At 36.4% G+C, this 15,705-nt stretch carries 15 protein-coding genes; 5 read left to right on the top strand and 10 right to left on the bottom strand.

Annotated features, from left to right (window positions below; genetic code table 11):
• The first annotated feature begins 146 nt into the window (after positions 1-146).
• On the top strand, positions 147-1,523 hold the full coding sequence (locus DVW83_RS02120) for an amino acid permease (protein ID WP_104661728.1): 1,377 nt from the start codon (positions 147-149) through the stop codon (positions 1,521-1,523).
• Between the two features lie 377 nt (positions 1,524-1,900).
• Here the strand turns inward: DVW83_RS02120 and DVW83_RS02115 are convergent, their stop codons facing one another.
• The 4 genes from DVW83_RS02115 to DVW83_RS02105 form a co-directional block, all read right to left on the bottom strand.
• Complete coding sequence (locus tag DVW83_RS02115; RefSeq protein ID WP_104660679.1) at positions 1,901-2,803, bottom strand: LysM peptidoglycan-binding domain-containing protein; 903 nt, start codon at positions 2,801-2,803, stop codon at positions 1,901-1,903.
• A 113-nt stretch (positions 2,804-2,916) separates the two neighbouring features.
• Positions 2,917-3,087, bottom strand: coding sequence for a hypothetical protein (locus DVW83_RS15165; protein WP_174784244.1), 171 nt, complete (start codon positions 3,085-3,087; stop codon positions 2,917-2,919).
• A gap of 3 nt (positions 3,088-3,090) precedes the next feature.
• Positions 3,091-3,759, bottom strand: coding sequence for an NAD(P)H-dependent oxidoreductase (locus DVW83_RS02110; protein WP_104660680.1), 669 nt, complete (start codon positions 3,757-3,759; stop codon positions 3,091-3,093).
• 83 nt (positions 3,760-3,842) lie between these two features.
• Entirely contained in the window at positions 3,843-4,748 is a 906-nt protein-coding gene (locus DVW83_RS02105; RefSeq protein ID WP_104660681.1) for an AraC family transcriptional regulator, read from the bottom strand.
• Positions 4,749-4,938: 190 nt separating this feature from the next.
• Between DVW83_RS02105 and DVW83_RS02100 the strand changes: the two genes are divergently transcribed.
• The 3 genes from DVW83_RS02100 to DVW83_RS02090 are packed head-to-tail and all read left to right on the top strand — an operon-like array spanning position 4,939 to position 8,624.
• The gene (locus DVW83_RS02100) at positions 4,939-6,384 is read left to right on the top strand and encodes a glycoside-pentoside-hexuronide (GPH):cation symporter (protein ID WP_104660682.1); all 1,446 of its coding nucleotides are present in this window, start codon (positions 4,939-4,941) and stop codon (positions 6,382-6,384) included.
• A 15-nt stretch (positions 6,385-6,399) separates the two neighbouring features.
• Positions 6,400-7,434 (top strand): aldose epimerase family protein, encoded by a 1,035-nt coding sequence (locus DVW83_RS02095; protein ID WP_104660683.1) that lies wholly within the window; start codon positions 6,400-6,402, stop codon positions 7,432-7,434.
• A gap of 2 nt (positions 7,435-7,436) precedes the next feature.
• Positions 7,437-8,624: a galactokinase gene (locus DVW83_RS02090; RefSeq protein ID WP_104660684.1), complete on the top strand. Its 1,188-nt coding sequence runs from the start codon at positions 7,437-7,439 to the stop codon at positions 8,622-8,624.
• 108 nt (positions 8,625-8,732) lie between these two features.
• Here DVW83_RS02090 and DVW83_RS02085 read toward each other — a convergent pair whose 3' ends face one another.
• From DVW83_RS02085 to spxA, 6 genes are all read right to left on the bottom strand, one after another.
• Positions 8,733-9,200, bottom strand: a complete 468-nt coding sequence (locus tag DVW83_RS02085) for a DUF4809 family protein (protein ID WP_104660685.1) — start codon at positions 9,198-9,200, stop codon at positions 8,733-8,735.
• The gene (locus tag DVW83_RS02080; protein ID WP_081134918.1) at positions 9,169-9,363 is read right to left on the bottom strand and encodes a hypothetical protein; all 195 of its coding nucleotides are present in this window, start codon (positions 9,361-9,363) and stop codon (positions 9,169-9,171) included. The genes DVW83_RS02085 and DVW83_RS02080 overlap by 32 nt, the downstream gene beginning before the upstream one ends.
• Positions 9,364-9,820: 457 nt before the next feature.
• On the bottom strand, positions 9,821-11,632 hold the full coding sequence (gene pepF / locus DVW83_RS02075; RefSeq protein WP_123863057.1) for an oligoendopeptidase F: 1,812 nt from the start codon (positions 11,630-11,632) through the stop codon (positions 9,821-9,823).
• 96 nt (positions 11,633-11,728) lie between these two features.
• Positions 11,729-12,742, bottom strand: coding sequence for a competence protein CoiA (locus DVW83_RS02070; RefSeq protein ID WP_137238944.1), 1,014 nt, complete (start codon positions 12,740-12,742; stop codon positions 11,729-11,731).
• A gap of 114 nt (positions 12,743-12,856) precedes the next feature.
• Positions 12,857-13,507 carry an adaptor protein MecA gene (locus DVW83_RS02065; protein WP_104660688.1) on the bottom strand — a complete coding sequence of 217 codons (651 nt, stop codon included), beginning with the start codon at positions 13,505-13,507 and terminating at the stop codon, positions 12,857-12,859.
• Between the two features lie 263 nt (positions 13,508-13,770).
• Entirely contained in the window at positions 13,771-14,169 is a 399-nt protein-coding gene (spxA, locus tag DVW83_RS02060; protein WP_005877288.1) for a transcriptional regulator SpxA, read from the bottom strand.
• Positions 14,170-14,932: 763 nt separating this feature from the next.
• On the opposite strand from spxA, the gene DVW83_RS02055 reads away from it, so the two are divergent.
• Positions 14,933-15,640 carry an HAD family hydrolase gene (locus DVW83_RS02055; RefSeq protein WP_104660689.1) on the top strand — a complete coding sequence of 236 codons (708 nt, stop codon included), beginning with the start codon at positions 14,933-14,935 and terminating at the stop codon, positions 15,638-15,640.
• The last annotated feature ends 65 nt before the right edge of the window (positions 15,641-15,705 follow it).

The raw sequence follows: 15,705 nt of genomic DNA, 5'->3' as shown, positions 1-15,705 counted from the left end.
ACTCGCATTTTACGTAAAGTTTCTGTAAAATCACATCAAGAGTCGATAAGCGAATTTATTTTATTTAATACTTGTTCTCATTTGAAGTATGCGTTGCAATTATTAGTATTTGCTTGTTTTACTCAAAAATCGAAAGGAGTTTTAGTATGGAAGAAGAAAAATTAACTCGAAGTCTTAGTGCACGTCATATACAGATGATTGCTCTAGGCGGGACTATTGGCGTTGGATTGTTTATGGGTGCTTCCTCAACCATTCGCTGGACTGGTCCTTCAGTTATGATTGCTTATGCAATTGCAGGATTCTTTTTGTATTTGATCATGCGTGCGCTTGGCGAGATGCTTTATATCGATCCTTCAACCGGGTCCTTTGCAAATTACGCTAGTGAGTACATCCATCCTGTTGCTGGTTATCTAACTGCTTGGAGTAACATTTTTCAGTTTGTCGTAGTTGGAATCAGTGAAGTCATCGCTATAGGTGAATATATGAATTATTGGTGCCCTAACTTGCCAACCGTTATTCCAGGAATCCTTGTTGTCCTTTTTTTGATGCTTGCAAATCTAATCTCTGTTAAGGCATTTGGTGAATTAGAGTTTTGGTTTTCAATTATTAAAGTAGTAACGATCATCTTGATGATCATCGCAGGTCTGGGAGTCATTCTATTTGGATTTGGAAACCATGGTGTGGCTGTAGGTGTTTCAAATCTGTGGAAAAATGGTGGCTTCTTTACTGGTGGTGTAAAAGGATTCTTTTTTGCTTTGTCGATCGTTGTTGCCTCTTATCAAGGAATCGAATTGATCGGTATGACAGCAGGAGAAGCAGCTGAACCGAAAAAGACGATCATAGAAGCAGTGCAATCAACACTTGGTCGGATCTTGATCTTTTACATTGGTGCGATTTTTATCATTGTAAGTATTTATCCATGGAATCAATTAAGTGAGATCGGGTCACCATTTGTTCAAACATTTTCTAAAATCGGCATTACTTTTGCTGCTGGTTTGATCAATTTCGTTGTTTTGACTGCTGCATTATCTGGATGTAATTCAGGTATTTTCAGTGCAAGCCGAATGATCTATGCTTTGGCTGTCAACAACAAGATGTCAAAGAAATTTTTGAAACTTACAAGTCACGGTGTTCCATTTTATCCAGTTGTCGCAATCTCTGGCGGTATCTTCATTGGATTGATCCTAAATTATTTATTACCGATGGTCGTACATCATTCAGAAAATCTATTTGTTTTTGTTTATAGTTCGAGTATCCTTCCAGGTATGGTTCCTTGGATCGTTATTTTGATCAGTGAGATCAAATTTAGAAAGTCACATCCTGAAGAAATGGCTGATCATCCGTTCAAAATGCCATTTTCTCCTTACACGAACTATCTTTCTTTGTTATTTCTCGCCATTGTTTTAGTCTTTATGTTTATCAATCCTGAAACAAGAATCTCTTTACTTATTGGCTTGGTTTTCTTAGTTTACATGACGATCCATTATTTTATTCGAGAACGCAGATTAGCAAATAGAGCTTAGAAAGAGGACTGAACAGATGTGTTTACACGCGTTTAGAGCACAGCTTCCATTCCCTCGATATACTCTATAAATCACCTCCCCTTCAAAAGGATGGTTTGCACTAGGACTATTCCCCCTTAACACCGGCCAGCGCCTAAAGACGCTGGCTTTCTCATTTCATATTCAAGCCATATTGTCTTTGCCACTTTTGACTGAATGTGGGACAAATCTAAAAATCAGTTTTGCTGCAAACTCTCGAATAAGCAGCGTTTAACAGTCAGTTTTTTCGGAAATTTCAAAAAAAAAAAAACGAGCAATACAAAAAACGTACTGTTCATTTTTTTCGATTTCTCAAACCTAAACGACTTTTGTTTCGACTTCATTTTTAGTATGTTTAATCACTTCAGTTTCAAAACTTCTCCCGGATTCAAAAAGTAATCGTCCATTGTCATGCCATTCAATGATAAAATCGTTTCTACTGGAACCCCTGTTCGTTCCGCAATTTGGTTTGGTCCTTCGCCTTCTCGAACAACTGTTGTTGCCGCTGAAGCGCTTTGATCTGCACTTTGTGAAGAAGAAGTTCCTTGTGCATATTGATCAGTGGACATTTGGCTTTCTGTTGTTGACTCCGTTGTTTGTGCTGTTGTACTGGTTTCAGTTCCACTTGTTTCCTGACTTGTAGATGATTCAACCTTCAAAGAAGCACTCGTACGCAGATAAATATCTGATATTCTAGCAACTTGTGCAGTGTATGTTGCAGAAAGTTGATTGATCATCGTATCAAGATCCACACCATCTTTTTCATGCGCTGTTTGATACTTTTCACGTAGTTTGCGGATTCCTTCGTCAGAGATTGCTTGTAACTCACTCGCTTTTTGGTTTGCAACAGTGGATAGCCCTGTGAGCCCATCCTGATTCTTTTGGATCTCCGTCTGATATTCTTCAATCAGAACAGGTGTCTGATCTTCGATTTTTTTTGAATAAGTTGTAAGAATCGTTTGTAACTGTTCATCAAGTGTCCCCTCAGCGGATGATTGTGTCGACTTCATTGTTTCTTTTGTTTTCGATGTTTCCGTTGATGCTGACTCTTTTTTCTTTGCTGTTTTACTTGTACTTATAGTTGTACTTTTGGCACTAGTATCATTCTTATTGTGGAGATAAAGCCCAGTAACAGCCCCCACAAGCAATAGAACGACTGCAACTGCAGAACCTACTTTCAGCATACGTATACGGGATTCTTTTTTTTTTTGTTGTCGACGGGCCGTACGGACATTTTCTCTTTGTTCGTTTTTTTCGTTCATTTTGTACCACCACCCATTAGTCATAAAATAGCGTTATCAATTCTCTCATATGTCCATTGTAGCAAATTATCCGAGTAATGAACATTTTAAACTGTGTTATTTAAATGAAAAAATCACCATTTTTGATGGTTCCAAGATTCCCCATCGATCTCTCCTTGCAACTGTTCCATCCGTTCAGTTATTTCAATCACCAATTGTTTGGTTTCATGTAATAATGCTTTTGTTGGATAATCAGCCGTTCTGCTTAATTCATCCAATTGGCTCAACACCCATTCTTCTGTCATAATCTACTCCTTTAATTCGCGTAATGTAAATGTCAGATCTTCAATATCTTCTTTTGCTTTCTCTAAATAGTCGATCACGTATTCTTGCATTGGTTCCCCAATGGATTTTAAGGTATCGTTGGCTCTCATTTGTGCAATAAACCAGTCAATACGATTCGTCAAAGTAGGTTTCTCCTTTAAAGTTAAATACTGTTGATACGCAATCAGCCGTTCCCATTTTTTTTCCTTTGATTGATACATGAATTGAGACATGACATATGGTGGTAAAAAAGACATCATCAGTTTATTAGCGATTCGTTGATACGGCCGCAAAAATTCTGAAATCGTATATTCTTCTTTTCCTCCGGATTGATACTCTTTTTCGGCAACTCCTGTCGTCAAAACGATTCCTAGCTCTTTTCCTCTTAGTTCTAGCGATGCATGCTCCAAAACAGTATCTTGCCATAATTTTAAATGTGCAGGGGCACTGTACCAGTAAAATGGAAATTGAAAAATGATTCGATCATGTTCTTTCAGTAATTGTAATTCTAAAGCTAAGTCTATCTGACCATCAGGATACATCTCTTCCAGATGATGCCAAGTAACATTCGTTCCGTTCATTGCTTCTTTAAAAAATTGTTGGTTCAATGATGTATCGATTGCGGGGTGGCTCACGATAACCAAACTTTTCATGTCAAAAACTCCTATCCTTCATTCATTGTGTTCTATATAGTTTAGCATAAAAAGAAAAAAGGACATTTCTATCGCGCTTGTCTCTAAGTCGTCCATGACACAATTTCTTGCGTTTCTAATTGTTTTTTTAAGGCTTCCAAGGAATGGTATCTTGATTCCTCATTTTTCATTCGTTTCCGATAACTTGTTGCTGTTTCGCCAGTTGTTTTTTTGAACATTCGACTAAAAACGACTAAACTATTGAAGCCAACTTGATAAGCGATATTCTCTACTGGGCTTTCTGTTAATGAAAGTAAAAAAGCCGCCCGATTGATACGTACACCAATCAAATACTCTTTGATACTCGTTCCCAAATGATTTTTGAATACTCGCGACAAATGGCTACGATTGACGGATAATTCGCGAGCAATTTCTTCTACTGTCAGTTGTTGTGCATAATGTTCTTCGATGTATTTCACTGCATCGATCACTAAAGGAGAATACACTTTTTGCTCTCCTAATCTCACTTTCCCCCCATCTTTCAATAGAGTTGCCAAAAGCCGATAAGTTAAAGCAGTCAATTCTAACTCATCTGCTACATCTTCTTGCGAGTAATGGATACATTCCAAAATAAGATCGACATATGCGGAGATACCTGCTGATACCATCGTATATTGGTCATCCTTAAATGGTGAGCGCCGAATGATCTCTTCAGCAGCTGCTCCTCCAAATGATAACCAGCAGTAGACCCAAGGATCTTCTCCATCTGCTAAATAAAAGGTGGACTCGCCTGGACGTATCAAAAAAAGATCTCCTTTTTTCAATTCATATCGTTGTTCCCGCACATGGTATGTTCCTTTCCCCTCCATTATGACATGCAAAATAAAATCTTGTCTGATCGCAGGACCGAAAGAGTGAAATGGCAACGTTTTTGAAAAACCACAAAAGTCAAAATTCAATTCTTTTTTTATCTGTTGTTGTTCCTTTTTTAGAAAAATAGCCTGTTCCATCGATACACCTCCACACTTCAACTTTACTCTAGTCTCCTAAATATGCAACAAAAAGTTAAATAGTAGTCACAGAAATACATTAACAAGGAAGCGTTTTCTTATTAATATTGAAATCAATAAGAGATCTTTATTATTGATTGTAACCGGTTAACAATCTGTTGTATATTTATTTAAGAAAGGACTAGAAATTATGAATAACAAAATGGTACAACGTGTTTCATACGCTTTAGGGGCATTCGGTCACGATACTTTTTACGTTACATTAAGCACTTATTTCATGGTTTTTGTTACAAGTCAAATGTTTGCAGGAGCAGATAAAGCCACCACTGCTCGGATGATTGCAACAGTCACAAGTTTAGTCGTTGGTATTCGATTAGTGGAAATCATCTTTGATCCGTTGATTGGTGGGATCATTGACAATACTCGTACAAAATATGGTAAGTTCAAACCTTGGCTGGTCATCGGTGGAGTAGTCAGTTCCGTACTATTAGTTTTTCTTTTTTCTAATTTCTTCGGATTAGCTACTCATAATACCACTCTTTTCATCATCTTATTTACAATCGTTTTCGTCTTGCTTGATAGTTTCTATTCATTTAAGGATATTGCCTTTTGGTCAATGATCCCTGCATTAAGTACTGAAACAAAAGAAAGAGAAAAATTTGCGACTTTTGCACGTTTTGGTTCTTCACTAGGTGCAAACGGTACAACACTTGTGGTAGTTCCAATCGTTACCTTCTTTACTTATTTAGTTACTGCGCGTCACACTGAAGGCGCTTCTGGATGGTTTTGGTTTGGGTTGATTGCCGCTATGATATCTGGCGGAACTGCCATCTTGACTGCTTTAGGTACAAAAGAAGTAGACACAGCGATTCGTCAGCAAAATGAAAAAGCAAACATCAAAGATGTCTTCAAAGCTATCGCACAAAATGATCAATTGATGTGGCTTGCTCTTTCTTATATCGCTTATGCAATTGCTAACGTTGCAACCACAGCTGTTTTATTCTATTACTTCAAATATGTATTGGGTCAACCAACTCAATTCTGGATCGTGGGCTTAGTCGCAGCTTTATTAGGATTAGTTGCTGTACCTTTATTCCCAGCTCTTACTCGTCTGATTTCTCGTCGTTACGTTTACCTTGGCGGAATTACTATGATGATTCTTTCTTACTTCTTCTTTTCGATCGCAAACAATAGTCTACCTGTAGTCATTGTGGGACTTGTCTTGTTTTACTTCCCTCAACAATTAATTTTCTTGTCAGCGTTAATGACGATTACTGATTCTGTCGAATATGGTCAATGGAAAAACGGAATTCGTAATGAAGCAGTAACTCTTTCGATCCGTCCATTATTAGACAAGATAGCTGGCGCTTTATCAAATGGGATCGTTGGTTTCGTAGCCATTGCAGCTGGTATGACAGGAGATGCTACTGCAAATGATATCACTGCTCATGGAATAGCTACTTTTAAGGCCTACGCTTTTTATGTTCCTACAGCTTTAATGATTTTTGCCGCACTTATTTTTGCTTGGAAAATCACTTTGTCCGAGAAAAAACATGCACAAATCGTCAAAGAATTAGAAACAAAGCTTTCATCTGCCGAAACAGTTGAAAACGATTTTATCGTTCCTCAACCTTAAGAAAGGATAGATATCATGTCAATTACAATCAAAGATTTTGGAAAAGGATATCATTTATTGATTTTAACCAATAAACGGGGTCTGCAACTAGCTGTTACAGATTTAGGCGCTCGAATCGTCAGTTTGAAAGCTTTCGATCGAGAATTGGTATTAGGATTCGACACACCAGAGGAATACCTAGAAAAAGATGCTTACATCGGGGCATCGATTGGTCGAACAGCTGGTAGGATCGAGAAAGGACAGTTCACGCTTGGTGAACACACGTATCAGCTAAGTACCGATCCTGCTACAGGTCACTCCTTACACGGAGGTTCTCCAGGTTTTGAAGCAAAGAAATGGGCTTATCAGACGATTGAAGATGAACAAGGAGATTCTGTTATTTTCACTACCGAAAGTCCTGACGGAGAACATGGTTTTCCAGGTAATCTAAGAGTAGAAGTTCGCTATACATTGACTCAAGATGATATCTGGCGGGTAACCACTCGCGGTATAAGTGATCAAACGACCCTATTCAACCCGACAAATCATGTCTACTTCAATTTAAGCGGTGATATCACCCAACCAATCGATCAGCATGTTCTTTGGTTGGACAGTGAAGAGTACGCCCCTTTGAGAGCAGATAGTATCCCATTAGGAAAAAAATCTTCGGTAGCCAATACGCCATTTGATTTTCAAGAGCCAAAACAGCTTGCGACTGTTTTTGAAAGTGATTTTGATCAAAAAATGCTTTTCGATGGCATCGATCATCCGTTTTTCTTAAAGGAACAAGGATTAGACAAAGTAGTAGCTTTTCTTGTCAGTCCAGATGAAAAAATCAAAGTAAGTGTAGCAACAGATTCGCCAAGTATTGTGGTATTTACAGCAAACTTTGGAGAAAATACACCTGAAATGCGGGGAAAAAATCTGAGTGATCATGGTGGGATCACATTTGAAACGCAAATTGCTCCTGGGGCAGAACAGTTCTCGGATTTTGGAGATATCAAACTTCCACCAAATACCCCATTTGAAACAACAACAGAATTTAAAATCGAAACAAGAAAGGCTTTTTAATAATGGAAATCAAACGTAGCTTAAATACAAAATTTGCAGAAATCTTCGGGCCTAAACAGACAGCTCAATACTTCTCACCCGGAAGAATCAACTTGATCGGTGAACACACTGACTATAATGGTGGGCATGTCTTCCCAGCTTCGATCACTTACGGCACTCAAGGTGTCGCAACTTCTCGAAAAGACAATAAAGTCTTAGTGTATTCAACGAATTTTGAAGATGACGGCGTAATCAGCTTTACATTGAATGAGTTAGATTATGATAAACAAGCTGGTTGGGCAAACTATGTCAAAGGAATGATCCTAAAGTTAAAAGAAACAGGGTATACATTCGATCATGGCTTCGAATTATTAGTGGAAGGAACGATCCCTAATGGTGCTGGCTTATCAAGTAGCGCTTCTTTAGAATTATTAGTAGGTGTCGTATTAGAAGATTTGTTTGATCTAGCTATAGATCGTCTTGCATTAGTGCAAACAGGAAAAAAAGTAGAGAATGAATTTATCGGTGTCAACTCAGGGATCATGGATCAATTCGCCATCGGATTTGGAGAAGTGGACAAAGCAATTTTACTCGATACAAATACCTTAAAATATGAGATGGTTCCAGTGAAATTAGATGGCTATGCAGTGGTTATCATGAACACAAACAAACGTCGTGAATTAGCAGATTCTAAATACAATGAACGTCGAAGTGAATGTGAAGAGGCGCTTAAACGTCTACAAACACAATTAACGATCGATGCATTAGGTGACCTAGACAGCGAAACCTTTGAAGCTCATACAGATTTGATCAACGATGATACTTTGATTCGCCGAGCACGCCATGCAGTAACAGAAAACCAGCGCACACTAGAAGCAAAAGCAGAATTAGAAAAAGGAAACTTAGCTGCGTTTGGCAAATTATTGAATGCTTCTCATTATTCATTGCGTCATGATTACGAAGTAACTGGGATTGAATTAGACACTTTGGTAGATGCCGCCCAAAAACAAGAAGGTGTCTTAGGTGCTCGAATGACTGGTGCTGGATTCGGCGGATGTGCCATCGCATTGGTCAAAGAAGAAAACATTCCAGAATTTGAAAACAATGTCTACGATGCTTACTTGAAAGTTGTTGGTTATGCACCAGAGTTTTATGTCGCTCATATCGGTAATGGCACGACTAAAATCGATCCTGATGTAGCCACTGCTTGATTTCAGTCGAATTCAAATCAATACTAAAAAGAAGTAGAACGATCCTAGATTATCCCTTGGATTCGTTCTACTTCTTTTCTTAGTGAGTTTCGATCTACTTGATTGATTTTATTGAAATAAATACGTATTGTTTGTCTGTTCTTCAATCATCTTCTGCCACTCCGTATTCACACAAGACTCTTGTTTTTTTTCTGTGAATTTATACGTTCCTAAGTCAAAAAATTGTTTTAGGATTTGGTTGACTTGTTGATACAACTCTGGGGTCTCAATCAAATTTTTGACAGTCAACGCTTCATGATCCTTTTGAAAATGAATCAACCCATCTTCTTGCCGAACCTCCACGCATTTTCCTGCATGTCTTAATTGCCGTATCTCTCCAAGCATCTCGTAAATATCTTCCCCTTCAAATCCCTCTAACAAGGCCAAGCTATCAACTAATGATCCTACGGACAATTCTGCTATCGTTGCTTTTTTCCCACATAAGTCAAGCTGATAAATCGTAGAGTCAATGATTCCACACGCATTACAGCCACCTTCTGTCAGATCACTTTTCTTGGTTAATTGAACTTCTTTCATTATGGACTCCTCCTTTTTTATGATGATTTAGATATTTTTTTGCTTTGTAGTTCTTCCTTCTCTTCATTTCTCGTCTTGCAGCGTCTCTTAAACAACGAACCTGACAGTCGACATACGACAATACGATCTCATCTGATTCTTGTTCAAAGCCCCAAAAAGACATAATGATCCTCCATTCACATTTATTTATACGAAATCCGCTAGTGGGCTTTTTTTACTTTTACCGTACCATTTCTCATTTTTTTCAGCATAAGAAAAAAATTTCCACTAGTCAATAAAAAAAAAGCAAGTATAAAAAAATAAAATAGATATATTTCTTTTGATTATGAACCGATACATTCAATAAAAATAAGGAGTACCGCAGATACCGTCTCATTAGATGATAAAAAAAGAAAACACGCGAGACAAAAGCAAGGAATGCTTTTACCTCACGTGCTAAACAAAAACAAATGACAGAAGCAACTCTTTCTCAAATAAATCGATAGCCAATCGGGCAAGAAATTTGCATGTATCCTTCTTCTTTCTCGGAGTTAGCCTCTTCTGCCACAACCTCTTTTCGTTCAATATCATTCCTTACTTCTCATTCAAAAAAGAATGATTGTCGAAAAGTAAACAGCCACTTATAATTTTTCTACTAATTCTTCTAGTTCATTCAAGCGTTTTTCAAATATGACCATTGCATCTTCGATATAATTTGCTTTCGTCATATCGACACCCGCTTTTTTCATTACTTCAACGGGATAATCACTACTTCCAGACTTCAGATAAGTAAGGTAGTTTTCTAATGCTTGCGGTTCTTTCGTCCAGATTTTCTTCGCTAAAGCAGAGGCAGCTGAAAATCCAGACGAATATTGATAAACATAGTAATTGTAATAGAAATGAGGGATACGTGACCATTCATACTTGATTTCTGGATCTTCTTCTACAGCTGGTCCATAATATTTAGTATTCAGTTTCCCATAATTTTCACTCAAGTATTCACTTGTCAACGGAATACCTTTTGCATCTTCTTCATGCATAAAATGTTCAAATTCTGCAAATTGAGTTTGACGGAATATCGTACCTTTGAATCCATCAAGGTAATGATTCAAAACATACGCCCGTACTCGAGGATCTTCTTCTGTTTCCAACAAGTACTCCGTTAAAATATTTTCATTCGTTGTTGATGCAATTTCAGCTAAGAAAATCGGATAATCCCCATACACATAAGGTTGGTTTGAACGAGTGAAGTAACTGTGGACACTATGTCCCATTTCATGCACCAATGTGAATAACTGATCCAAGGCATCATGCCAATTCAATAGAATGTATGGATTTGTATCATAGCTTCCTGAAGAATACGCGCCACTACGTTTGCCTTTGTTTTCCACTACATCGATCCAGCGTTCAGAAAAGGCTTTTTCAACGACTGCCAGATATTCCTCACCCATTGGTTTTAAGGCTTCCAATGCTTTCGCTTTTGCCTCTTCATAGGTAAACTTGATTGGTGCTTCACCTAGAACTGGTGTATATAGATCGTACATGTGTAGTTTGTCTACACCTAAAAGACGTTTACGAACAGACATATAACGGTGTAATAATGGCAAGTTTTTATTGACAACTTCAACTAATGTATCATACACGCTTTCTGGAACATGGTTGTTACTTAAAGAAGCTTCACGAGCTGACTTGTAATGACGAATTTTTGCTTTATAATTATGGCCTTTGATATGCGCACTCAATGTAGATGCAAATGTATTTTTAAATTGTTCATATACACTATAAAATCCTTTGAATGCCGCTTCACGAACATTACGATCCGTACTTTCTAACAATTGACCGTAAACACCGTGAGATAGTTGGATTGCTTTTCCATTTTCATCTGTGATCGTAGGAAACTCTAGATCAGCATTGTTCAATACCGCAAAGATATCACTAGAAGCACCAAATATTTCACCTGCTCCTGCAAGTAAAGATTCTTGTTCAGCAGATAGGACATGCGCTCTATTATCTACCATTTGTTGGATATAATGGCGATAAATTTCTAGTTTTGGTTCTTGTTCAAAGTACTGCCAGATTTGGTCATCTGAAAGTTGAAGTACTTCTGGTTCGTACCACGAAATAGCTTCACTCACTTTTGCTAATAAGCTGCCAGCTCGGGCATACAACGCTTGAGAAGTTGTATTTGCAGTATCTTGATCATTTTTCATACTAGAATAAACATAGATACGTTCGATTTTTCGATAAACATCTAAAACAAATTCAAGTGCATCCAAAAATTCTGTAGTACTATTTGCCAAAGTTCCTTTATATTTATCAGAATTTTTTAATTCTTCAGTCAATTTTTCATAAGCCTGATCGAATTCTTGATCGTTTGCAAAGATTTTCGTTAAGTCCCATGTTAGTTCTTCAGGTAATTCTTCTCTTTTTGGTAATTTGGTCGTTTCACTCATTGAATACACTCCTTTTTTTCAATCCTATCGCATCTTTTTTACAATCAAGATGTCCACCTTCATAGCACTAGCTATTGAAATCCATTTTAGCACAACTTAATTCGGTTTACACATAGAATATAGGCGACATTCTTCATAAAATGAAGAATAAATGATTGATTCCCTAACAAGCGGGAATTGCCAGCTTTTTTTATACGCAAAAAGTTTTTGTAACCATCTTAGGTATCGCCCATGACTGCTTTTATGTGCCTCGCTAATAGAAACCTCCTCATACAAGATTCGATAAAGAAATACTAACTCTTTAAAATAGAAGAAAAAGTAACTATCACGATACATCCAATCTGGTAAATACAGCAAGTGCCTTTGATAGGTGTAACAGATACCTTGTAACTTGATATATTTAGGATGTCGCGAAAATAGTTGATGCTGGAGCCATCTTTTATAGGTTACTCTTTTAGATAATATTTCAGGTTTTATATCGCAAACGATTTCATTAAAAAGATTTGGCAACACACCACTGAAAAACAACCACGATTTTTTTTCATAGGTGATTTTACCATTAATCGTTTCTTTCATATGATAACGCAGAATCAATTGTTTTTTTTTCCAGTCCAATTGCCATAGATGAAGCCCACAACTTTCATTAAATGCACAAAAACGTTTTTCGATCATCGTTAATTTTTTATTTTTTAAAAAGTTGTTTCCTATGATCCACCACACTCCATAGCCATTTTTTCGATATGTGTTTGTTCGTTCTTCTAATCTTCTGTATGGTAATGTGGAACACTGAATTTCTATTGCTAATGTTTCGTAAAGAACGTCCGGTCTTTGACGAATTTTCGGCAAGTATCCCTCTAGATGAATCGCTGAATTTGGTGAATGTCTCTGAAGCCAATCAAACACGACTTGTTTTAAGTTTAGGTGTTCTTCCGTTTCGCCTTCACTAAAACCAGTACATACTTTACAGCTTTTATGCGCAAAGTGCGCACTTTTTTGTTTCCCATTTTTTAAAATCACCCGCCCTTGACACACCGGACAAAAAAGCAAATGCTCTTTCGTCACTTTTTGAGCAGGAAACTGTTTTCCCTTCTTATCGATGGCATAAAGCATTATTCTCACCTCCAAAAAAACATACGCAAAAAAAGAGCGTGGGACAAAAGTAAAAAACACTTTTGTCCACCCTCTTCTTATCTATTCTAAACTGGTGGAGAAATTTTATTTTGATCAAGCAAAATAAAATCGTGTTCGTTCTAATGCATTTCTTTCCATAATGAGTTTGGCATACTCATTCAGTGTTTCATTTGTACGATCACTTTTTTCTGCGTACTCCAAAATGCGTGCAATTTGGTTTTCAACGTCCATTTGGGATAAATTTTCCATCCAAAAATGAACAACTAAGTAGTACACATCATCTAATAGGTAGATATCCGTCCACGCTGATTCTAGTTCTACATTATTTGCCAATTGAATCATTTGTTCAAAGTCGTCAAAAGCAAAAATTGCTTGGTGTTCAATTTCATCGGAAATGCGTTCGTCCGATTCTTCTACTTCATTATTCAGAATTTGTTGTTGAATAAACTCAGTCACATCATCAGAATCCAACGAATTTTCATCATTTTGGAGCATTTCTTCATTTGGAAGATTTTTGCTGATAAAAAGTTCTAAGCCATCTCCTTTTGGCAACACCTGAAAAGTAACAGCCTCACTGCTGCGAAACTCATCTTCAATATCCACTTCTTCCAGAATACTATAGAAAAAGTTTTCAATTTCTCTATGGTTTCCAAGTAGATCCAAAAATGAGACTCCTCGCTCTTCTAAGTCTTCATGCCCAATCATTACTCGTATTGTATTTTCGTTAATATGTTCCATTTCCATTTTGCTACACCTCACTTTGCCACAACAGTCAATATATCTTCATTGTATCGAAATAAGCTTAAATGTAAAGAAAAATAATTATCGCTTAAAAACAAACTAAATTTTTTCCATTTACTTGACACTCTTGGCAAATCCTTCTTCTTTTCTCTCATGCCACCATACAAAAAAATGATTACTTTTCTAGTATTCCATCTGTTGATCATAAGGATATAAAAAAAACTTAGAAAAACTATTTGAAAGTTTTTCTAAGTTAAGATTTTTTTCTATAAACCAGCCATCAATTGTGCTTGACGCAATTCTAACTGACGTACATCTCGTGGTAAGAAACGACGGATTTCATCTTCATTAAAACCAACTTGCAGACGTTTGTCATCGATCATAATTGGACGACGCAACAATCCAGGGTTATTTTGTACAAGTTCCAATAATTCTTGCAACGGTAATTCATCAAGATCCATGTTTAGTTTTTGGAAAACTTTAGATCGTGTTGAAATAATTTCTTCTGTGCCATCTTCTGTCATTTGTAAGATTGCTTTTAATTCTGAACTGTTTAGAGGTTCAGAGAAGATATTACGTTCAACAAATGGAATCTGATGTTCTTGCAACCACGCACGAGCCTTTCTGCAGGAAGTACAACTTGGGGAAGTATATAGTGTTAACAACGTGCACCACTCCTTTTTGTGGCTATTGCCACTTTTTTGTAACAGAAGATCATTATAATCTTCCATCTGTTTCTATTATACATAATCAACTTTTAAATAGCTACCTTTTTTCATAAATTTTTTTCAAAAAATGAAAGTTATCTAAGATTTATATTCCGTAAAACCAGCGTTTAGACCTTGGTTAACCATTTAAAAATGAGAGTTTTCAAATCTAATTCAAATGAACAAAAACAGTAAAACAGCTATTAAATCTGTGTCATTATTTTATATGAACTACTATCAGGTAACGTTTTCATTAGGATAATTATGTTTTTTATTTATTTTTATCCAAAATAATCTTGATTTGCAAGTACTGATTAGAATTAATATAACGCTTATTTTCTCAATAATACAACTGATTTTTTTTATTGCTGGATGTATCATACAGAATAAAATTTACTTATTTTTTCATATTATCGTTATTTTATTTTTTAATTAATTTATTTTTTCTGTATTAGAAAAACAAGTGTAACTGTAAATATACCCTTTCTTGAATTAAAATTCTTGATCGACTTTAGTCAATAATGATTAGTTTGTTCATCAAACTATGAATCATTTTTCTATTTTTAGTGAAAAAAACTGAAATTTTAAAACCTTATCCTGTCAACTAATTCGAAATATAGTAATAAAAACCTTTATTTAACAAGCTTTTAAAGCTTATTTTTCTGTTACAATAGTCGAGGATTTGTGAAAAAAATGATGAAAACCGAAAGGCGTGTAAAATTTGATTAAGTCAGTTGTGTTTGATGTTGATGATACGATGTACGATCAGCAACAACCATTTAGAAATGCGGTAAAAAGAGTCGTTCCGCTTGTTTCGGATGAAGATATGCATCCATTATATATCCGTTTCCGCCATCATAGTGACGAAAATTTTCCTAAAGTAATGGCAGGTAATTGGACATTGGAATACATGCGAGCACACCGGATCAGTCAATCACTCAAAGATTTGGACTATCCCCATATCACTGAAAAAGATGGCCTTTATTTCCAACAAGTTTATGAAGAAGAGTTAGGTAATATTTGTCTTCATAAAGAAGTAAAGAAAACATTAGATTTTTTGAAAGCAAAAGATGTTCCTCTTGGAATCATCACAAACGGCCCTACTGATCATCAAACAAAAAAATTGAATCAGCTTCAATTAAAAAAATGGATTCCTGCTGAAAACATGATCGTTTCTCAAGCAACAGGTTATCAAAAACCTGAAAAAGAAATTTTTCAACTCGCTGAAAAGCAATTCAATATGACAGCATGTGAAACATTATATGTTGGCGATAACTACGATAACGATGTGCTAGGCGCAAAAAAAGCAGACTGGCAAGCTCTTTGGTTCAACCATCGCGAACGAAGAATTGATGAATCACCAACTTGCGACATCGAAATCACCTCTTTTGATCAATTGTTAGAAACAATGCAAGCTATTTTTAGCTGATGTCGTTACCCTAACTTTATAACGCAAAAAAATAAGCCAAATAATCTTTAAAATAGCATTTGCAA

The organism is Enterococcus sp. VV15 (assembly GCF_005236045.1).
In the GTDB taxonomy this organism is placed as follows: domain Bacteria; phylum Bacillota; class Bacilli; order Lactobacillales; family Enterococcaceae; genus Enterococcus_B; species Enterococcus_B durans.
Note: the sequence above shows the minus strand (reverse complement) of the source record. Positions and strands in the feature narration are given on the sequence as shown.